Here is a 21,951-nt window from a genome sequence, read left to right as displayed (position 1 = left end):
CAGATTCGTTCGAGAGGGTTGTTTTTCTATGTGACGATTTTGAATGAGAATTGTGCACGGTCCAGCTCTGTTTAAAGTTTTCTTTAAGTTTCATAGATGAGTGAATCTGCCATGATAAACTATTTTCGCTGGTACATAGGATGCGGATTCGCTTGTTACTTAGAGATACCGGAAGGGATGGATGAGTGTGAGGAAGGCAATAAAACGGGGGTGGAAGTCGAGGTCGCGGATTCTGGTGTGGATGCTGGTCATCAGCCTGGTGGTGACCGGACTTCCGGTGCGGCAGGCGGCAGCGGCGGCAGAGCCAGGCGGGTTCCCGGTGCAGCAGGCGGCAGCGGCCCCATCAAGCGGCTTCCAGGATGTTAGTCCAACGGACTGGTTCTATGATGCGGTCGTTTACGTCCAGAAGAATGGCATATTCAGCGGAACGGGCGCGGACACCTTCTCACCCAAGGGAACGATGACGCGTGCCATGTATGTGACGGCGCTTGGACGAATGGCGGGAGTGGATGTAAGCGAATATTCAACCTCGAGCTTTGCCGATGTGCCGGCAGGCATTTGGTATGCGCCATATGTAGAGTGGGCGACTCAGAGAGGGATTACCGTCGGCACGGGCGACGGGAACTTTGCTCCGGATGCAACCATATCCAGAGAGCAGATGGCGACGCAGACTTTGCGGTATTTGGAAAGCTATCAGATTCCCTATGAATCAAGCAATGGCGTAACGACGGAGCCTGGCGATCTCGTCGATGTGTCTCCTTGGGCAGTTGAGTCGGTCATTAAGCTGTGGCAAGCGGGCTTGTTCGCCGGGGATGCAAGTGGGAACTTCAACCCGCGTACCCAAGCGTCTCGAGCGGAAGCGGCTGTTCTCTTCATGCGCAATAGCATTGTTGTGGAGATGTGGCGAAATCAAGGGTCAGAACCCGGTACGGATGACGGCACGACGAACAACACCGGAACCGGCGACGACAGCGGCGATAATAGCGGCGGCGACACCGGAACCGGCGGCAACAACGGTGGCAGCGGCAACAATGGTGGCGGATCCAACCCTGACGCTCCTACGTATACCCTTACGTTCGAGAGCAACGGCGGCACGGCGGTAGCCGCTCAGACGGTACGGCAAGGGGAAGAGCTGAGCAAGTTGCCAGCTCCGTCGAAGGAAGGGTATATTTTCCAAGGATGGTTTAGGGACAGCGAGCTGTCGCTTATCTTCGTGGAGGGCAGTACGGTTACTGCGGATACGAAGCTGTATGCGAAGTATATAGATAACGTGAGCAATGCGATACAGAGCGTTCCTAGCTACTCTATGCTGGATGTCGAGCCGGGCTACACCATCGCTATTAACGACGTAACCGGTACCCTGACGGCAACTGAGGTACAGGCGGGCATAACGTTAGAAGACATCGCAAATCCGGATTCTGCGGGGATTACCGTCACCGGCGGGAGCGGTCTCTTCACGGCAGCGTCCGCAGCCGAAGGCGGTCTGTTCGCAGAAGGCAATACCTATCAACTGACGTTGACGGACGATAGACTATCGTTCCAAGGGCAAGATGCGACGACGAGGAACTTCGTGTTCAGCATCGCCAAGCAAGAAGCTATGAATATTCCGCTGAATCCGGATATGATCTATCTGCGCTTCGCGGATATCACGGATATGAGACTGAACGGCGCGGATGTGGATTCGCCGGCCATTCCGGTGATCTCGACGACGGTGGGCGGCGGCGATGCCGGACTCGCTGCAGCGAATGCGAGTAGCGGAACGTTCGCGTATACAGGCAGCGCCGAGATTCAGGTGGGCGATGCCGTCGCCATCTATGAAGGGGTTCGCCCGGATCTGCGTACGGTAGACACAACCGGCGCCGACGATGGCGATGTCGCCTACGTCCAGATTACAGCGATTGACGGCAGCACCTACGCTTATAATCACGCGGATGTCAAGCAAGTGTTGTTCAGGCCGGATGTTCTGCCTGTGAGCGTAGAGGCGGACACGGATGAAGATCCGGACAATTACTCCATCACGGTAGCGCACACTTCGATGAGCTACAGCGACAGTCGGTATGCTCCATTCGGCTTGAGTGAGCTCACTACCGTCGATGTGGGCGATTTTATCGGATTCTATGAGGGGCAATTCGCGGAAAAGGATTCTACGATCGTCGGTTATGGGCGCATTACGTCCATTACGCCAGCGGCGGAGATGGATATCATTACGTATGTCGATGCGACTGTGGAAGATATGGAGAATGCCTTCAACATCTACCAGCAGCAGGCGATTGACGGCGATCAGCTATTGTCTGACGAGGACATCGCAAGGCTCGAGGATCAAATGGAGCAGCAAGCGATAGCGAGCGGCTTCGTCGATCAAGCCGCGGACTATTTGTCCACCCTGGCCATGCAGACGAATGAATTCAAGGCGCGGACGGAAGTGAACATGCTGTCGGCATCAAAGGCAGCAGACAAGGTCAGCGTAGAGAATCTGACCGTCGTCGCTTCGCTAGGCACGACTCTGAAGCATATTGAGGGCCGAACCTCCGGTGTAAGCGCCACGCTGCAGGTGGGAGCCGACATTGTCATTCGGATTCATGAAGAGAGCGACCTCGTTATCCATATGACCGGTACCTTCCTTGAGGAGATTAACTTGGGTCTGGGCGTAAACGGGGATATGCAAGGACATTGGCATTATATCGAGACATGGCTCGGTGATATCCCTTACTGGTACAGCATAGACGATTATGTGGTCACCGCGAATCTGGATGCTTATAGCTACACCGGTATCAACGTTACGGCGAAGATCGCCACCGTTGAACATGATAAGCTGGAGGATGCGCTAACGGACTGGGATAAGGCGAATAATGGCGGTGTGCTGGGCAAGGTTCGAGACATCGCGACAGAGATTCAAGCATTAATTGATGGGGTGCAAGATACCGCAGTAGACGCGGAGACTTTGAAAGCTCAGTATCAAGAGATGATGGAGAACGAGACGGATTGGGTTACGTTAATCAAGAAGGAACTCGTGAGCAAGAGCGTGCGCGTGGCGCTCAATATCGTTGAAGTCAACTTTACCGCAGAGTTCGTTGTCACCGCCAATGTGAACCTGACGGTCGGGGCGGACTTCAACTATACGACTGCGAAGCGTTACTCGGCTACCCTGCGCGTGCTTAGCTTCACAGGTACGAGCAGCACCGTAAGCTTGCCGGGAGACGGCAATTATCAGTTCACCTTCTATGTCATGGGAACGCTCGGCTTGCGGGCGGGCATTCATATGGAGCTTAAAGCCGGGATTGGAAGTGTCGAGCTGAATAGCATCGGGCTGTCTATAGAACCCGGCGCCTATGTGAATCTATGGGGATACTTCTACTATCAGTTGAAGCGATTGAACGGGGTGCAGTCTACCCAGTCTTTGGGTGCTCTGTATGTCGAGATTGGCATTTATCTGCAGAGCGCGGTTGGCGCCCAATTGGGCGACGGTTTGCTCTCGGCCAGCGTGCCGATCTACGAGAACACATGGCCGCTGTACACGGTAGGTGAGAAGCGGAATGTCAGCGACTTCGCCTATCCTCAGGATAATAAGATCGAATTGAACTTGGCGGGTGCAGCGACATCTCTTGCTGTGCCTGAGTCCTTGCTCACGATGAGTACGTTCGATTTGACGACCGGCAACACGGATACCCAAGCCTATGATCGTTCGAGATTCGATATTCAGGTAGACAATGCGAACTTCAGGTATAACACGACTACCGGGAAGGTCGAGGTGGTGGATACAAGCAGTCCGTTGAGCAAAGGCAACCTGGTCATCACGTGGAGAGGGGCGCCGCTGTCGTTCACGTCCGATCCGATCAAGCGCTCGATTCCGGTGACTTGGCGCATCAGGTCGGGGGAATATACCCTGCAGTTGGAGCCGCAGAACGGCGGAGTGACGGAGGTTATCGTTGCTCCCCCTAACACGGCGATCAGCGTAACGACGCTGAACTATCCGGGATACACGTTTGACGGTTGGTATACGGCTGCTGCTGGCGGCACGAAGGTGACGATTCCGAGTCGAATGTCCACAGTGGATCTCCATCTGTACGCACACTGGATCGCGAATACGAATACGCCGTATACGGTGGAACACTACTTGATGGATCCTGACACAAGAACATCGTCCGGACCTGCATATACGGAGGAATTGACCGGTACCACCGATACGGAAATTCGGATCAACTCTGCCCGCTTCCAAGATCAAGGCTACGCGAACGGAACGGCAAGCGGTGCGTACATCAGGGGCGACGGTTCGACGGTAGTGCGAGTGGAATACTATCCGACGAGTCGAACCATGACCTTCGACTTGAATTATGAGGGCGCTCCTCAAAGTTCGATAACGGCACTGTTCGGTAAAAATATCTCCGCTCGTGTACCGGTGCCGACAAGACCGGGCTATACGTTCGCCGGGTGGTCGCCGGAGGCGCCGAGCATCATGCCGACCTCGAACACCACCTATACCGCATTGTGGACCGCTCGGGAGAACACGTCCTATAATGTCGTATATTTGAAGCAGAATATCGCCAACAACACCTACACCGTGGCGGATACGGAAACGTATTATGGGGCCACCGGCACCGAGGCGAGCCTGACGAATCCGACCAGGTCCTATGAGAGCTTTACGTTCGACGAGAGCGTTCCGGGGACCGTGCTGGCGGCCCCGATTGCGGGCAACGGAACAACGGTGCTGAAGCTGTACTATAAGCGTAATAGCTACAAGATGACGATCAACTACAATGGCGCCGGTATTGCGACTAAGGAGGTTAACATCCCGTTCGGGGCAACGACGGGGTTATACCTGGGAGCTCCAACTTGGCAGGGACATGTATTCACGGGATGGTCGCCCGCTCCACCGACAACGATGCCTGAGCATGATATCGAGCTAGTCGCTCAGTGGACGACGAACCGCTACACGGTGAGCTTCGACAGCAACGGCGGTCCGGAGGTAGCTGACCAGGCGGTGGATTATGGTGATCCGGCAAGCGAGCCGGCTGAACCGACGAAGGCTGGTTATGTGTTTGGCGGCTGGTACAGCGATAGCGTCTTGGAGAGCCGCTACGACTTCGCAACCTTAGTGACGACCGACCTCGCGTTATACGCGAAGTGGACGGCCCTATTCACGGTGAGCTTCAGCAGCAACGGCGGCACGGAAGTGGGTGACCAGACGGTGGAAGAGGGCGGCGTGGCTTCGGAGCCTGACGCACCGACGCTGATCGGCCACACCTTCGGCGGCTGGTACAGCGACAGCGCTAAGACGCACGCTTACAGCTTCGCAACGCCGGTGACGGGGAGCTTCACGTTGTACGCGAAGTGGACGCTTAACAGCTATACGGTGAGCTATAACAGCAATGGCGGCTCCGCGGTGGTTAGCCAGACGGTGGAATACAACGGTACGGCTGCAGAACCTGCTTCACCGACGCGGGAGGGTCATACGTTCGGCGGGTGGTACACCAACGCAGGTCTAACTGATGCTTACAACTTCACGACACCGGTTACGGGTAGCTTCGTGTTGTACGCGAAGTGGACGCTTAATCGCTACACGGTGAGCTTCGACAGTGACGGCGGTACGGATGTGGGCGATCTGACGGTGGAATACAACAGAACGGCTGCAGAGCCAACGGCACCAACACGGGAAAGCTATGAGTTCATTGGCTGGTACAGCGACAGCAATCTGACGCAAGCTTACAGCTTCGCGACACCGGTGACGGCTGATCTTCTCTTGTATGCGAAGTGGATCCATCGCTACACGGTGAGCTTTGACAGCACTGAGGGCACGCCAGTGGACAGCCTGATGGTGAACGAAGGCGCGCAGGTTGCGATGCCTGTTGCTCCTACGCGGGAAAGCTATGTATTCGCTGGTTGGTACACCAGCGCAGGTCTAACTGACGCTTACAACTTCACGGCACCGGTGACGGGCAACTTCGTGTTGTACGCGAAGTGGACACTTAATAGCTACACGGTGAGCTTCAGCAGCGATGGCGGGTCGGAAGTGGCTGACCAGACGGTTGGAGAAGGCTACCAAGCAAGAGAACCGGAGGAACCGACGAAGGCTGGTTATGTGTTCAGCGGCTGGTACAGCAACAGTAACTTGGCAAGCCGTTATGACTTCACGACATCAGTAACAACTGACCTCATGTTGTACGCGAAGTGGACGGCTAGCTACACGATGAGCTTCGACAGTGATGGCGGTACAACAGTGGACAACCAGACGGTGGTAGAAGGCGACGTTGCTTCGGAACCTGATGCACCGACGCGGGAGGGCCATACATTCGGCGGCTGGTACAGCGACAGAACTCTGACGCAAGCGTACAGCTTCACAACGCCGGTGACGGGGAGCTTCGTGTTGTACGCGAAGTGGACGCTTAACAGCTACACGGTGAGCTTCAACAGTAACGGCGGCTCTGCGGTGGGTAGCCAGACGGTGGACTACAACGGCAAGGCTACCCAACCTGCTGCACCGACGCTGGCCGGTCACACGTTCGGCGGCTGGTACAGCGACAGCGGCGTGACGCAGTCCTTCAACTTCGCGGCGACACCGATCACGGCGGATGTCACGTTGTACGCGAAGTGGACGACGAACAGCTACACGGTGAGCTTCAACAGCAACGGCGGCTCTGCGGTGGGTAGCCAGACGGTGGAATATAACGGCAAGGCTACCCAACCTGCTGCACCGACGCTGGCCGGTCACACGTTCGGCGGCTGGTACAGCGACAGCGGCGTGACGCAATCCTTCAGCTTCACGGCGACACCAATTACGACGGACGTCACGTTGTACGCGAAGTGGACGACGAACAGCTATACGGTGAGCTTCAACAGCAACGGCGGCTCTGCGGTGGGGAATCAGACGGTGGAATATAACGGCACGGCTGCAGAGCCTGCTGCACCGACGCTGGCCGGTTACTCGTTCAGTGGTTGGTACAGAGAACTCGCGGGGACGAATGCCTACGTCTTCACGACGCCTGTAACGGCTAATCTCACCTTGTACGCGAAGTGGACGGCCACCTACACGGTGAGCTTCGACAGCGACGGAGGATTGCCGACGGCTGAGGCCCAAACGGTGGAATTTAACGGCACGGCAAGGGAACCTGACGAACCGACGAAGGACGGTTACACGTTCGGCGGTTGGTGGTATATCGACGCCGATCAGAATGAAGCCTACTATAGCTTCGGGACACCGGTGACGGCTAATCTCTCGTTATATGCGAAGTGGACGAAGACCAGCTACACGGTGAGCTTCAACAGCAACGGCGGGGCAGCCGTGAATAGCCAAACGGTGGATCCGGGCAATAAGGCGACGGCGCCTAACGTTCCGACGTGGAAGGGGTATACGTTCGAGGGCTGGTATATGGATCTCTCGGGTACGCAAGCCTACGACTTCAATGCGGCGGTGACCGGCAATCTGACGATATATGCGAAGTGGACCTTGTCGCCGTGGCAAGCTGTAGGGGACTCGCCAGGTGAAGCGTTTAGCTTTAGATTTGCTCTTGACAGTCAGGGAACTCCTTATGTGATTACATCGCTAAATGGAACTATAAATGTGATGAAATATGAAGGAGACGTTTGGGCAAACATCGGTTCGTTCGCGGGAGGGGACCTGCTAGCGATTGCCCTGGATCACAATGACACTCCTTACATTGTTTACGCACCTGAAGGTGGACAGCTAGTTGTGCGCAAGTATAACGCTGGCACTTGGGGAGACGTAGGCCAGAGCCTCTCCAGCGGCCTTAACGCCCCGTCCCTCGCCTTCGACAACAATGATATTCCTTATCTAGCTTATGTGTTTGCTAGTGGAGGTTCTTACAGCACGAAGGTGGCCAAATTTGACGGTAGCAGTAATCAGTGGGTGGAGTTAGTTGGCGGAGATGCTCTCGTTAGCGGTTGGATGCCTCCGACCATCAAGTTTGACAAAAACAACATCCCGTATGTATTCCAAGAAACATCGGATTTGGTGTCGGGAGAGAGAAGCGCATTTATTTCTACGTACGTGAGCGGCAGTTGGAACACTGTCGTCAGCAGTTCCCCTTACGGGGCTCAATATAGTTCATTTGCACTGGATCCCAATAGCGTGCCTTATATCGTTTACAGGGATGGTTCAGTCATGACCGTGATGCGATATATGGGTTCTGATTGGGAAACGATCGGCACGATCGAATTAGGGGATAATTGGTTCGGCGCCCGTGACAATCTTGTGTTCGATAGCTCCGGTATTCCTTATATGATCTATGGATTCGGGAGCAAGGCGACCGTGGTGAAATACGTCGATGGCAACTGGACCCCCGTAGGCAATGCCGAATTCTCTGATACTGCGGCTTACGATACCGGAATGGCTATAGACAGCCATGACAACTTATATGTGTTCTATCTGGACGCCATATATACGCAAGGGAAAGCTCACTTGATGGTTATGAAGCACGATTCCGGTCTTTAACTTTCTTCGTTAGCACATAAGAGACAGATCGGCCTGCTCCCGCCGGGGGCAGGCCGATCCACACTTTACAGATATTTGCAGGGTACATTTTTCCTTAACGATGCTATTGTTGAGATAATCAACGAATGTATCTCGTATCCTGCAGATTGGGGTCGGTCTCATTATGAGGGGAATGCTCCGCTTCGGTTCTCGTTCGATCTTGCTATATATAGCTGCTGCGGTTGTTGTCGGAATGATGGTAAGCTATGCCATCCTCCCTGCACCGGACTCCCCTAAGTACCAAAGCGAAGAAGGCGTTCTGGATGTCACGCAGATTCATGTCAGTGAGCAGCCGCTCAAGCTGCAAGGGGAGTGGGAGTTCTACTGGCAAGAGCTGCTGTCGCCGGAGGATATCCGGCTTCGTTCGGCCACGGACGGCAATGCGGATCGCTGGATCAACATCCCCGGCTCCTGGCTCGGCTATCGGTTAGAGGGGCAGCGGTTGAGCGGTACAGGCTATGCAACCTTTCGGCTTAACATCCAGCTTGGCGAGCAGGATCGGAACGAGCGGCTTGCGCTGCGGCTGCCGACGATTTTCCACGCGTATAAATTATGGGTGAATGGCGAGCTGCTGGCACAGGTCGGTACGGTTGGTCAGGACAAGAGCAGCGCGACACCGCATCTGGCAACGAAGCTGGTGTTCATCCCGCCGGGGAATGACAAGCTGGAGCTGGTGATGCAAGTCGCCAACTTCACCCATAAGCGAGGCGGTATTACCAAGCCTATTGAGTTGGGGGGCAGTGATGGGTTAACGGTCAGGACCAATGTGGACATTGCCGCCGAGATGTTCGTCACCGCAAGCCTGCTGATCATCGGCGTGTATCACCTGCTGTTGTTCCTCCTGCGGCGCAAGGACAGGGCTCCCTTGTACTTCGGCCTGTTCGCCTTGCTGTTCGGAATTCGCTCCTTGCTGGTCGGCGATCTCATGATTGCCCAATTGTGGCCGGCTATTCCATGGGAATTGCAGTTCAAGCTCGAATACCTGATTCTGTGCAGCAGCGGGTATATCATCACGATGTACTTTGATTGCGTCTTCCCGAATTATGTGTCGCGATGGTTCCGTCTCGGCACGCGGGTCGTAACCGGCACACTCTGTCTAGTTGTCGTAGCAACCCCTGCATTGATTTATTCGAAAATGTTACTGTTGATCGGCGTGATCGTTGTTCTGCATATGGTGTATCTGATGGTTGGGCTGGTCGATGCGGCTGCGAGGCGTGTGGAAGGAGCGCTGATCTTCCTGCTGGCGTCGGTCGTTGTTCTCGTTACGGTCATCGACGATTTTCTATATTACAATGAATGGTCGCGAATCGGGAATATCTCCCCGATTGGGCTGTTAATCTTTACAATCGCACAGATGATGCTTCTCTTCTCCAGATTTACGAGGACGGCAACGAACGAAGAGCGGATTGCACGGGAGCTGCAGGACGCGAACAGCAGGCTGATCGAGATGAATACGAATTTGGAACAGCTCGTAGCGGAGCGCACCTATGCGTTGTCCACGGCGCATGAAGATCTTCGCACCTCGTATGATCGGTTGCTTCAATCCGAGCAAGGGAGGAAGAAGCTCCTGGCTTATATTACGCATGATCTGCGTATGCCGCTGTCCAGCATGCTTGGTTATGTCGAGGCTGTGCGAGACAGCGTCAAGCCGGAGCGCAATGAACAGTATTTGAAGTATATCCGGGATAACACGATCCGAATTAACCGCATGATCGAGGAGCTGAGCTTCTTGTCGCATCTGGAGACGGGACAAGTGTCGTATCGAATGGAGCAGGTGGATGCGGTTCGCTTCCTTCGCCGGTTCTATGAGCAGTATGAGCTTGTTGTGCGCGACGCGGGACTGGAGTTCCAACTGGACCTTGGAGAGGTGGAAGAGCAACGCCCCGACGTGCCAATGGTTGTCAACATGGATGCGCCAAGACTGGAGCAGGCGTTGTTTAACCTCGTGTCGAACGCGATAAAGTTCACCCCAAGAGGCGGAGTGGTGCGTATTGCGCTAGCGCTGTGCGAGGTGAATCATACCCGTTATGCGATCATGAGCGTACAAGATTCCGGAATGGGGATTCCTCCGGATCAGTTGGAGCAAATCTTCGATCGTAATTACCGGTATGCTTCGCCAGAAGCGGAGGCGGAGGCAGAGATCGAAGGCAGCGGGCTCGGGCTGGCGATTTGCAGGGAAATCATACAGGCGCATGGAGGGACCATTCGAGCGGAGAGCGACGGCAAGACGGGCTCGATATTCCATGTAACGCTGCCTATGTATCCGACAAGAAGGAAGGTGACGGCGTGATGGATGCGTACAAAATTCTGATCGTCGACGATGATCCCCATATATGCGAGATCGTTCAGGCGTATTGCGAGCGGGAGGGCTTTATAGCCTCGTATAGCCACAGCGGGACAGAAGCCATGAAGCTGCTTGTGTCGCTCGAGCCGGATTTGATTGTACTGGATGTCCTTCTGGCGAATGAGAACGGCATTGACTGGTGCAGGAACGCACGCAACTGCACGAATGCGCCGATCTTGTTTCTGAGCAGCCGCGGGGAGGACGAGGTGAAGATCAGCGCATTGTCGGATGGCGGCGACGATTATGTGACCAAGCCGTTCAGTCCGGGCGTGCTCATGGCCAAGATCAAGGCTCACCTTCGCAGGGTGTCGACGGGCAGAAGAGAACAACTGCTGGAGCTGCCGGGGCTGACGCTGGATTACTACGCACAGTCCGTCAACATGAATAGTAAAACCGTCTTTTTATCGAAAAAAGAGTTCAGTCTATTGTCCTATATGGCGCAGAATGTCAATCGTGTCGTCCCTGTCGATACGTTGTTCCAGCTTATCTGGGGAATGGAGAGTCTGGAGGATACGAGGACGGTCGCCGTGCACATCAGCAATTTACGCAAAAAAATCGAGGCCGATCCTGCCAACCCGGAGAGAATCGTTACGATTCGGGGGGCCGGATATATGATGGTTGCCGGAAGTGCGTTCAAGGATTGAATCCAGATGAGACAACGAAGCGCGGTTGCTGTACGAGGCGCGGAAAAAATAGTCATTTGCAAGATTCCCAACAGGAAGAGAATGGATGTAAACAATGTTCGAGAATCTATAAAAGATTCTCGAACTCCTCAGCTTTAATGACGATGCGGGGGTTAAGAACTTCGAGAGTGGTTCTTAAAGATTACTGATGATCAGAGTCCTCACATTCTTCAGCGAAGACAACAGTTCCTCCTTGCAAGGTTGTACTTTCAACCCCAGGTGTATCTCCTAAATAGGCGCCTTGTTGGATTAATTTGTGCTGAAGTTCTTGAATCTTAACGTCGCGAAATCCAATATCCAATTCGGCTGCTATTGATGCCGCGGTGCCGGCAGCCTGCCCCATGGCGAAACAATTTGGCATAACCCGAAGAGAGCCTTGTACGGGGCGATCGGATGAGACAGACCGTCCTGCAATAATTAAATTTGATTTACCTTGCGGCAGCATACAACGATAAGGTACGCCATGGGAGTAACCTTTAGGCAAATGCTTAATTGTCATTGTACTTTGTGCATTTGCGAGATGAATATCGATAAAGTAGGAGTTGCGGGCTACATCGTCTGAGAATGTTCTGGCCGAGATGTAATCATCGACTACCAGTGTGTAATCTCCGAGGATTCTTCTCGTTTCTCGAATGCCTACTTGGTCCCCAGAGTGAACGAGGTGAATGTTTTCGAACCCTGGTATATAGTTGCGCAGGAAACGAATTTGTGTCTGGATCAATTGGCGGCCTTCAATGGCTGCTTGCGTCAGATCCGAAGTATTTGTACCATCGATGCCGAATAGATGACCGAAGTTAAACCCGACAACGGTTTCAGTAATCCAAGCCATACCGGATATGCGCTTGCGTCCGGCAGGTAGGTCTCCTTGCTGTTGGGCCTTAGATACGATATTTTCTAAATGCCGTTGTTCGCCAGTTTCCTCAAGAAATTTCTCAAAGCGAGCTTTATCTGCACCTGCAACAACATAACACATTGTTCCAGGTTGAAGCTCTCCGTTATCATCCTTCGGTTGAAATGGTACGCCTGCTAATGCAGCCAGATCGGCGTCTCCTGTCGCGTCGATATAAAGTTTTGCTTTTACAACGGTGCGACCTGATTTATTTACGATCACTATGCCTTCGATTGCATCATCTTTGAGAAGTACTTGTTCGACCATCGTATGGAACAGGATGTGAGCCCCGCTTCCCAGCACCTCTCGATCGTATATCCTTTTTAACGTCTCAACATCTATGGGGACCCAGTCCAACTGTTGTTTAAAGCGATCGTAATAGCTCTCTCCTGCCTCGCGCTTCATTATTTCCAGAAGCTCTAAGCCGATACCACGAATAACAGGTTTTTCTCCGTCCGTAAATGGACAAAAAGCAGGCACCAAGGCGGCAGTCCCCATTCCGCCCATGTAGCCTCGCTGTTCGATTAAGAGCGTACTTGAACCATTGCGCGCTGCAGCAATTGCTGCAGCAATTCCTGCCGGACCACCTCCGACGACAACGACATCCGCCAAATGGCTTACGTTCAAGGTTTGTTCCGGAACCAGAACAGTTTGCATAAACCGAATCTCCCCAATCATTGGACATTAGTGATAAGTTGTACTGAACTTAATTATAGGAGTCGATTTACAATTCACTAGTTTAACTTTTGTTTCAATAAAAAGAGTTGTATTGTTGTGTTAAGGATGGAGGGAACAAAAATGCCGATTCGGAAAGCGGTAACACTAAAAACGATTGCTGTGCACTTAGGCCTGACTATACAGACAGTATCCAGAGCGTTAAAAGGGAAACCCGGAATGTCAGAAGGTACTCGCCGACTTGTCGTTCAGGCGGCTGAAGAGCTGGGCTACTATACTTCCGAACAAATTCGAAGTTTAAAGATAGAGCAAATTACACCGTACCCCAATTTAAGCTTGCACTTTTTGCTCGCACAGACGGAGGAATCGGTGGCATATAACCGGTTGCTTTTAAAAGGACTGAGGGATCGATTCAGAGCTTTCGGACATCAAATTGAGGTGGTATTGTTACCGAAGGATTTAAGTGAAAAACAGATGATAGCATGGATCGAAGAGCGCGAAATTACATATGCGGATGGCTTGTTCATTGCTCCGAGCATTACTCCTGGTTTGTGGGAGACGATACTTTTGGAAATAAAGATCACTAGGATTATGCTCAATTATCCGAAGCCTGGAACAAAAATCGATAGTGTAATCTGGGATGTATATGAAGCCACTTATCAAGCGGTTGACTTCCTGCACAAACTTGGACATCAAAAAATCATGTATGTAGGAGATATTCAAAGTCAAAGAGGCTATATTTTGCGGTGGCAAGCTTTTCAACACGCAATGGACCAAATTGGTCGTATCTTTGATCCCGAAATGTACTTTTTCACAAACAGCCCGCCAACAAGTGATATCTTGGCGTGTTTGAAAGATCGGCTCTTGCGCTCTTCTCCGACAGCGATCATATGCGGAATAAGTGATGAAGTTCATTTTGTGTATGAAGCTTGCAAACAATTAGGCTGGGGGATACCGGAAGATGTATCGATAATCGGATTTTTAAATGAAAATGTCTTGTCGTATCCGCAATTTACAAGGCCGGTTCTGCCCATATGGGAAGCTGGATATCGGGCTGCGGACCGGATGCTTTGGCGGTTGGCGAATCCAACTCTTCCGTATGAACATATTCGCATTCAATGCGAGATCGAAACGGGTGTTACAACAGCAAAGCCTCGAAAATAAATTCGAACCGTTCAGCATATTCATAATCCGCTTCTATCGCCAGGTGGGGGCTATTTGACGTTTGCGCAGGAATCATTTATTTTGCTATACGATTTGCGGAAATATGCAAAAGTTTTGTGGAAAAGGTAAGGCGCCGCGTATCAGTGCGTGTCATAGTGGTGACATGTACTCATATGGCATCCATGTAATATTGCCAGTAGCGTACAACTTCAATGAAATGAGGTAATGATGTTGAAAACATTAATCGCCATCTCAAATGAAGATCTGCGAGAATTGTTTTGGCAAGAAGCTACGGAGAATAAACTGGCGAGTTTCTCACAAATCGATTTCATTCCAAGGGGAATTAAATTGAGCAGTGATGATTTTGCTGAAGTAATCGGAGAATATGATGCCTGTATTACTTCTTGGGGCTCCCCTTCGTTTACGAATGAAGTGCTTGCAAGGGCCATAAATTTAAAGTTTATTGGTCATAGTGCAGGAAGCGTCGCTGCCATAGTCAATGAAGAGGTATTCTATAACGCAATAACCGTAACCTCTGCGAACAAAGTACTGGGATTATCGACCGCAGAGTGTGCAGTCTCATTGATGTTTGCGGGAGCTTGGGATTTGAGCGGGTACGCCTCAAGATTGAAGCAGGGGAAGTGGAGCAACAATAGCCGCGAAACCGTACTTGGTTTGTCGCGTAGAGTGGTGGGATTGGTGGGATATGGAGAAATATCCCGGAATGTGATCCGTATGCTTCAACCTTTTAATGTGAAGATTCTCCTTCACTCCAACTACTGCAGCGAGGAGGAGGCAATTGCGATTGGTGTTGAACGCTGTGAATTGAATGAACTGTTTGAACGCAGCGACATTGTCTCTATGCACAATACATGGACACCCAAAACAGAAGGAATGATTGGAGCGGAACAACTGAAAAGGCTGAGAGACGGGGCGCTCTTCATTAATACGGGAAGGGCGGCGACTGTGCAGGAACAAGCGCTTCTGGAGGAGCTTCGGACAGGACGTATTTTTGCGGCACTTGATGTGTTCATAAACGAACCGCTTCCCATTAATCATGTGTTGTTGACCTTACCTAATGTTCTGTGTGTCCCTCATATTGGCGGGTACCATGGACTATATAAGCGTGAGTTATGTGATTTTATCGTGGAAGAGTTACATAGATTTGTAAAAGGAGAGGCTCTGCTCGGCAAAGTTTCTTTGGAGCATTATAGAAGATCGACACCAAGATGAATTTTAGGTGACTCGCGTGTTACTAACCTGAATAAGAAGGATACTTTCGGAAATCACTCGGAGTCACACCCGTATATTTTTTGAACATGCGAGTGAAATGGCTGATATGATTGTAGCCCACGCGGGAAGCAATCTCGGTTATATTGTGTTCGGTGCAGCGAAGGAGTTCCATAGCCGCTTGCATACGAATAGCGGACAAGTATTCGATATACGATTTTCCTTTAATCAGTCGCAGAATACTGCTGAAATAAGAAGGAGACATATAAGCGATGTTGGCTATGTCTTCAAGATGAAGGTCTTCATGGTAATGAGATTCCATAAAAGCAATTGCTTGATTCAAAGCTTCACGATGCAATAAGACGATTCTATGCTCTTGCTGACCCTGATTTTCTGAATAACGAGCATATTGTCGACCTGTAATCACAAGCAACTTTAAGAGTTCAGCTTTAATTGCCAACTGATACCCGTCTTCCTTCTTCATCCATTCGGTCATCATGACCTCAAGCAAATTTTCAACGGATATCTGGCTGCTCGGCGGAAGGGTCATTTTTGGAATAAGATCTTCCTGAGAAATCAATGGTCTGATATACGCAAAATCCATGAAGGTTTGCATGCGGGTAAGGTCTCGAAGATTCTCGTTAATAACATGCGGCATGAAATCGATCTGAATTAACACAAAATCCATTGACTCATACACTTCAAGTCGATGCTCTTGATAGGGTGGTATGGAAAATAAATCTCCCTTGGTTAGAATGTAAGACCGGCTATTCGTCACATGCTGACAACTGCCTGACATCATATAGCAAAGCTGCAAATGCTCATGTGCATGCTTAACTCTATTCATGTCTACTGGAGTTCGCACTTCAACTTTAAATGGAAAATCATCGCCCAACATTTCTATGTACGAATAGACGGGGAAATCCAACATGTGACGCGCCACGCTTTCATTTTTATTTATGATTTTACATGGGGGCGTGAAAATGTACAATATGGTTTCGATTGGAAGGCTAATGCAGGCCATAAAAATAAAGTGACAAGAAGGAGGGAACTGCTTGAGTAGATTAGCGTTTAGTACGCTACCTTTTGAAGGTTGGAGTCTTCCAGAAATGATCATGTTCGCTCAGAGAAACGGATTTTCAGCTCTTGAATTGCGCGAAGGTAAAGAATGGTCCGTTACTGTCGACATGTCATCAGCAGAACGATGGAAGGCCAGTCAGCTATTCGAATTAGCGGGATTGGATATTTTGGATATCGGATCAAACGTCTGTTTTAAGGGGAGAGATACGGATTATTCCATGGTGGAGCATTTTAAGAAGGTTGCACGGCTTGCTCATGATCTGAAGGCTCACGGAGTCCGAGTTTTTCTCGGAAATTTTAATGATCGCAGAGACAATGAAGTTCCTGAAATCTCTTATGAATATATGATAGCTTCGATTAGGCAAGCCTGTGATTATGCAGCTTTCTTGCAAGTGCAAGTATGGATAGAAACACATAATGAATTTGCAACAGGCAAGCTACTCCGCAAGTTGCTTGATGACGTCAATCGGGCGAACTGCGCGGTAATCTACGATATTATTCATCCCATTGAGGCAGATGAATCTCCGGCGGATACGATTGCGCACCTGGGAGAGGAATGCGCACTTGTTCATATGAAGGATGGCGTGCCCTTCAAAGATCCGATGAAAATAGATTGGGAGTACAAGAAGGTTGGTGAAGGCGCGATTCCAATCGCAGAAATTATCAGCTTACTAAATCAGGCAGGATACAGAGGGTATTATTCTCTAGAGTGGGAAACGAAATGGCGCAAAGAGCTTCAGATAACCGGTATGGAACCAGAAGTGATTTTTCCCGATTATGTGAATTACATGAATGCTTTGTCTGTTTGAGCCACGGGAGGATGCGATTATGAAAATAGCAATTGTCGGACTTGGGTTTATTTCGTTATCAGAATTTCTGCCAGCGCTGATGAAGATGAAGGATATAGAAATTGTTTGCGCGATTGAACCGAATCAGGAACGCTTGCAGGACGCTGCACGCAAGTACAATATTCCGAAGTTGTTCACCAGCGTCGAGGAGATGATGGAGGTTGATATCGACGCTGCACTTGTACTGACTCCCTATAAAGCAACTTTCGGAATCGTACGGGAGCTGCTAGCAAGAGGAATCGACGTATTCAGCGAGAAACCGATGGCGGAGACGTTGGAACAGGCAGAGGATCTCGTGCGGTTAGCCGAGGAGAAGAACGCGATCTATATGATCGGATTAAATCGAAGGTTCGCAGATTCGTTCCTAAGAGCGAAGCAACTGATGCCAATTGCGAAGATGGAACTGGTCTCAGTCGAGAAGGTCAAGCATATGACCTATTATCACGATAAGCCTATGCTCGATTTCGGTATCCATTCCTTGGATGTACTACTGTGGCTTTGCGATGGGAAAGTTACGTCGTGCACTGTCAATTATACGCGAATGCCGGACGGGAGGGAATCCTCTGTTCAAGTCCAATTAAGCTTTGATAACGGAGTAAAGGGGCAGTTCCTGATGAGCTGTTGTGCCGGTCTGTGGGAGGAAACGGTGCGCATGTTCGGGCATGCGAGGACGATAGAGATACAGGCGCCTAATGTTTTCAAAGTCAAGGAGAACGGCCAAGTTACCGAGACGGTATTTGGAGTAACTGGTCCGGGAGGGGGAAGCAATTCCTTTGGCTTTCAGCAGGAGCTGGAGCACTTTGCGGAGTGTGTGCGTACGCGCGCACAGCCGTTGACGTCCGGCAAGGTGGCGCTGTACACTCAACAGGTGATGGAGATGGTTTACAAGCAGATGGGAAAATAAGCCGGACGCATGGGAGATTCTCCAAAAAAGTTTCGCCGCATAGAAGGTACTGTTCCTGAACAAATGGAGGAGCAGTACCTTTTTTCTGTGAATCTTTATCGATTTTCAATTACGATTTTTGCTGCCCATTCTTCATCAATTGCTGAAATTCGGTGGGGAGCATACCAGCATGTTTGATGAAAAGCCGGGTCAGGATATCCGTATTACAGCCGGTTATTTCAGAGATTTGCTTGATTTTCATATCTGGATCAGCTTTTATGATCTTACAAGCCTTCTGAAAGCGAAACTCTCCGATATAGTCCTTGAAATTGCGCCCGACGGTATTTTTGAACAAGGTCGACACGTAATTGCGGGATAAGTTCAAGTGATCCGCCAGATCGAACAGACCAATGTCACTTTGATAATGTTCGTGAATATAGGACAGCATTTTGGATGCGAGTCCCGTGGTTGACTTGTCTTGCTCGTGCGCAAACCAACGCTCGAACAAGCGGAGAACATCTTCAACCTTATGGTGCAGTTCCCCGAATGTCTGACAGTTGCGGAAGCGTGGATTGGTGGCCTCGGCTCCAATTGGCTCCAGATTCTCTACTCCGGCTCCATCCATAATCCGGGTTATAGTCGCTTCAAGCATTCGGGCTAAGGGAAGCAAGCTTGTCTTGCGTTCCATGCTGTTGGTGTGAATCAATTCTTCAAGCGCAGCCTTCCATACGGATGACTTGCCATGGACAACGGCATTCACAATCGATTGCTCCACTCGTATAGGATAATAGACGGAGCTTGTCCAATGGGCGTTCAACTCTTTCACACGAATGACTTTGGAATTGACGTTCCAATACAGTTGTTGATCGGCTGCATTGACCAATTGTCGATAGGAAGCCGGGATAGCATGCAATGTGGAGCATGGAGAACCGACAATTGCCGAGATTTCCAAGCCGAGCTTGGGCTCGGCGGAGATGATCGAGTTGCGAAGGCGTTCAAGATCCAACTGTTCCTCTTCGGAATGGACAATGATTACCTGCGTCTCAAAGTTCAAGTCTACGATTCGAAGTAATCGTCTGGCCGCGAAGAGCGCTTCAAGCGAAGTTTGCAGACTTTGTTTGGAATCGAGCACGATGTTCTGCAAAAACTCTGTTGTGAATTGCCCGGTGTCAACATACTTGAGCAGAATTGCTATAAAGGGCCCCTCGACCTGAAGCTGCGGAAAGGGGACAAGCGCTTCATCTATACGCTCCGGGGGAATAAGGCCGAGCAATAGCTCGCGGAATTGCTTGTTCTCGACCGAAATCTGATACTCCCCAAGAGAATGGGACATAGTCTCCATATCAAGGTGTAAGGATTGAATTGTATTGCGAATGTGAGCGAATTCGTCTCCTTTCGTGAATGACTCTCCAGTCGATTGAAGAACGCCCTCGATCGGTGTGTACATCCTGTTTGTAATATAGGCCATCAGACCAATGCTTGCAGCAAGCGCAAGCAAGCTGATGCCGATAATCATCATTAGCGTTGGCGACATGATCGATTGTGGTTCATACAGGTATACATAGCTGAATCCGCTGACAGCGGAATATCCCATTCGATATTCCTTCTCCGAGTTTTTTAGCCCGGCAGCCCCTATATCCTGTAATTCTACAGAAGCGATTTCTCCTACGGAGGCTACAAGCTTATTATTGTAGAGAATAGCAAAGGCTCCACCAGTTGGAAGCGCATTCAAATTAAACAATTGATAGTCGTAATAACTTGAGAAAATATATAATGGCTGCAATGCGCCGAGCCACTCTCTGCGGGCGATAACATACAATTCCCGATCTCGGTCATCGCGCACGGAGAACATCTGCATCGGAAGGATGCGATCATCATAGAAAACCTGAATGACTTCTTCAAGTCGATCATCGTCGATATGAAATGTAGATTGAAAGAAGTCAATGCTTCCTGTCATGTTATTCATCGTGACGTAATCGTCTGTAATCATTGTGACGGCAATATCGTTATAGGGGGGCAGCGTGATTCCAGATATGCCATTCACGTATTGATAAAACTTCAGCCTCTCGAAATCGGTCATATATTGCCCCAAATACTTCTTCGTGTAATCCGATATGCTTAACATATGACCTATATATTGAGGCGATTGCAATCTGCTGTCGGAATACTCGATCAACTGCTGTATGGTTGTCTCTAATGATTCGGAAAATTTGTTGTGAAAGGATACCCAGTAGAAACTGATGAAACCGATTTCTAACAGAATTGTATAGATGACGGCGATTCCGGCAAAGGTACGGAACATTTTTCTGTAATAATGCAATGACATTCCCCCTTGTGTATCTAATTTTATTTTAACGAAACCAGGACTATAAATGAAGGCTGGACTGCCCCTTAAAAGTTACGGTTGCTTGTTTTGTAAAAAATAAGGGCTGTTTCGATATTTTTAAGACGATCGGAAAAAGAAAGGGTTTTCATAGATGAGTGAAGGTGTTACATTGCAAGGGCAGAAGGTTCGTCAGCGAACTGAAAGCGTTGCCTTGGCATCATAGCCTGTAGCGGTCGCGAACGCGATAGGCGCATTAGGAGGGGCGGATTTGAAAAAATTGGAATTACGCACATCAATAAGCAGTCGGTCCCGCCGGAGAGGAAAACTGGATTCTATCCTTGCAAATCGTTATTTGTACATGATGATTGCCCCGTTTCTTCTGTATTACATCATTTTTTATTATGTACCCTTTAGCGGATTGCGAATGGCATTTATGGATTACAAGCCTTTTCTGGGGATGAGTGGGAGTCAGTGGGTCGGATTCGACAATTTCATCGAATTTTTCAATGGACCGTTCTTTTGGAGGATTATTCGCAACACCATCTATATCAGTATTCTGATGCTAATTTTTTCATTTCCGATTCCGATTCTTCTTGCTATTTTGTTCAATGAGCTACGAAGCAAAAGGTTTCGAACGCTCGTGCAGACAATCTCTTATATGCCGCATTTTATATCAACGGTTGTCATTGCGGGTTTAGTCGTTAACTTTTTGTCGCCATCTACGGGGATCGTCAATATTTTTCTCAATATGATGGGATTTGAAAGCATTTATTTTTTAACGAAACCAGAGTATTTCCGCATCATTTATGTTATTCAAAGCATTTGGGCCACCGCAGGATTTTCTTCGATTATTTTCTATTCGTCATTGATGTCTATTGATTCGTCTCAATATGAAGCCGCAACCATCGATGGAGCAGGGAAGTTCAAACAGATTTTGCATGTCTCGTTGCCGGGGTTGTATTCGACAATTGGCATTATGCTTATTCTCAGTATCGGGAACATTATGCATGTTGGTTATGAAATGATTATTCTGTTGTATCAGCCAATTACTTATGAAACAGCCGATGTTATAGGATCTTTCGTATACAGGATGGGGATGGAGAATACGAACTACTCCATGTCGACAGCTGTAGGCTTGTTTAATGGGGTCATTTCATTAATTCTGGTGTTGTCAGCTAATCGGATTTCTAAAAAAATTAGCGAGGTATCCATTGTATGAGCCCAGCGGTGCAATGTCAAGTAGGTGAAACTGTGAAATTGGAAAAAAGTCAGGACGAAACGCCATCGGTGCCGAAAAAAGCGAACACCAAGCGAGACCCACCATGTTGTCGAAATTTTCAGACG

General features: G+C 49.9%; 11 protein-coding genes. 8 read left to right on the top strand and 3 right to left on the bottom strand.

The window, feature by feature from the left end; genetic code table 11:
• Positions 1 to 187 precede the first annotated feature (187 nt).
• From E6C55_RS30155 to E6C55_RS30145, 3 genes are all read left to right on the top strand, one after another.
• A complete protein-coding gene (locus E6C55_RS30155) occupies positions 188 to 8,446 on the top strand; it encodes an InlB B-repeat-containing protein (protein WP_168735955.1) in 8,259 nt (2,752 codons plus the stop codon).
• Positions 8,447 to 8,678: 232 nt separating this feature from the next.
• Positions 8,679 to 10,775: an ATP-binding protein gene (locus tag E6C55_RS30150; RefSeq protein WP_230986924.1), complete on the top strand. Its 2,097-nt coding sequence runs from the start codon at positions 8,679 to 8,681 to the stop codon at positions 10,773 to 10,775.
• The gene (locus tag E6C55_RS30145) at positions 10,775 to 11,473 is read left to right on the top strand and encodes a response regulator transcription factor (RefSeq protein ID WP_136373553.1); all 699 of its coding nucleotides are present in this window, start codon (positions 10,775 to 10,777) and stop codon (positions 11,471 to 11,473) included. The genes E6C55_RS30150 and E6C55_RS30145 overlap by 1 nt, the downstream gene beginning before the upstream one ends.
• Positions 11,474 to 11,654: 181 nt before the next feature.
• Here E6C55_RS30145 and E6C55_RS30140 read toward each other — a convergent pair whose 3' ends face one another.
• Positions 11,655 to 13,058, bottom strand: a complete 1,404-nt coding sequence (locus tag E6C55_RS30140) for an FAD-dependent oxidoreductase (protein ID WP_136373552.1) — start codon at positions 13,056 to 13,058, stop codon at positions 11,655 to 11,657.
• A 141-nt stretch (positions 13,059 to 13,199) separates the two neighbouring features.
• Between E6C55_RS30140 and E6C55_RS30135 the strand changes: the two genes are divergently transcribed.
• The gene (locus tag E6C55_RS30135) at positions 13,200 to 14,240 is read left to right on the top strand and encodes a LacI family DNA-binding transcriptional regulator (RefSeq protein WP_168735954.1); all 1,041 of its coding nucleotides are present in this window, start codon (positions 13,200 to 13,202) and stop codon (positions 14,238 to 14,240) included.
• A gap of 231 nt (positions 14,241 to 14,471) precedes the next feature.
• Positions 14,472 to 15,473: a hydroxyacid dehydrogenase gene (locus E6C55_RS30130; protein ID WP_168735953.1), complete on the top strand. Its 1,002-nt coding sequence runs from the start codon at positions 14,472 to 14,474 to the stop codon at positions 15,471 to 15,473.
• A 22-nt stretch (positions 15,474 to 15,495) separates the two neighbouring features.
• Here E6C55_RS30130 and E6C55_RS30125 read toward each other — a convergent pair whose 3' ends face one another.
• Positions 15,496 to 16,401: an AraC family transcriptional regulator gene (locus E6C55_RS30125; protein WP_168735952.1), complete on the bottom strand. Its 906-nt coding sequence runs from the start codon at positions 16,399 to 16,401 to the stop codon at positions 15,496 to 15,498.
• 124 nt (positions 16,402 to 16,525) lie between these two features.
• On the opposite strand from E6C55_RS30125, the gene E6C55_RS30120 reads away from it, so the two are divergent.
• Positions 16,526 to 17,359: a sugar phosphate isomerase/epimerase family protein gene (locus E6C55_RS30120; RefSeq protein ID WP_168735951.1), complete on the top strand. Its 834-nt coding sequence runs from the start codon at positions 16,526 to 16,528 to the stop codon at positions 17,357 to 17,359.
• A 19-nt stretch (positions 17,360 to 17,378) separates the two neighbouring features.
• A complete protein-coding gene (locus E6C55_RS30115; RefSeq protein WP_168735950.1) occupies positions 17,379 to 18,302 on the top strand; it encodes a Gfo/Idh/MocA family protein in 924 nt (307 codons plus the stop codon).
• Between the two features lie 109 nt (positions 18,303 to 18,411).
• Here the strand turns inward: E6C55_RS30115 and E6C55_RS30110 are convergent, their stop codons facing one another.
• Entirely contained in the window at positions 18,412 to 20,601 is a 2,190-nt protein-coding gene (locus tag E6C55_RS30110; protein ID WP_168735949.1) for a helix-turn-helix domain-containing protein, read from the bottom strand.
• Positions 20,602 to 20,875: 274 nt separating this feature from the next.
• On the opposite strand from E6C55_RS30110, the gene E6C55_RS30105 reads away from it, so the two are divergent.
• A complete protein-coding gene (locus E6C55_RS30105) occupies positions 20,876 to 21,826 on the top strand; it encodes an ABC transporter permease (protein WP_230986923.1) in 951 nt (316 codons plus the stop codon).
• Positions 21,827 to 21,951: the final 125 nt, after the last annotated feature.

The organism is Cohnella fermenti (assembly GCF_004801405.1).
Taxonomy (GTDB): Bacteria; Bacillota; Bacilli; order Paenibacillales; family Paenibacillaceae; genus Cohnella; species Cohnella fermenti.
Note: the sequence above shows the minus strand (reverse complement) of the source record. Positions and strands in the feature narration are given on the sequence as shown.

Coding starts and splice junctions, on each gene's coding strand:
- E6C55_RS30150 (WP_230986924.1), top strand. CDS start 8,679: ATGATGGTAAGCTATGCCATCCTCCCTGCACCGGACTCCCCTAAGTAC.
- E6C55_RS30145 (WP_136373553.1), top strand. CDS start 10,775: ATGGATGCGTACAAAATTCTGATCGTCGACGATGATCCCCATATATGC.
- E6C55_RS30140 (WP_136373552.1), bottom strand. CDS start 13,058: ATGCAAACTGTTCTGGTTCCGGAACAAACCTTGAACGTAAGCCATTTG.
- E6C55_RS30135 (WP_168735954.1), top strand. CDS start 13,200: ATGCCGATTCGGAAAGCGGTAACACTAAAAACGATTGCTGTGCACTTA.
- E6C55_RS30125 (WP_168735952.1), bottom strand. CDS start 16,401: ATGTTGGATTTCCCCGTCTATTCGTACATAGAAATGTTGGGCGATGAT.
- E6C55_RS30115 (WP_168735950.1), top strand. CDS start 17,379: ATGAAAATAGCAATTGTCGGACTTGGGTTTATTTCGTTATCAGAATTT.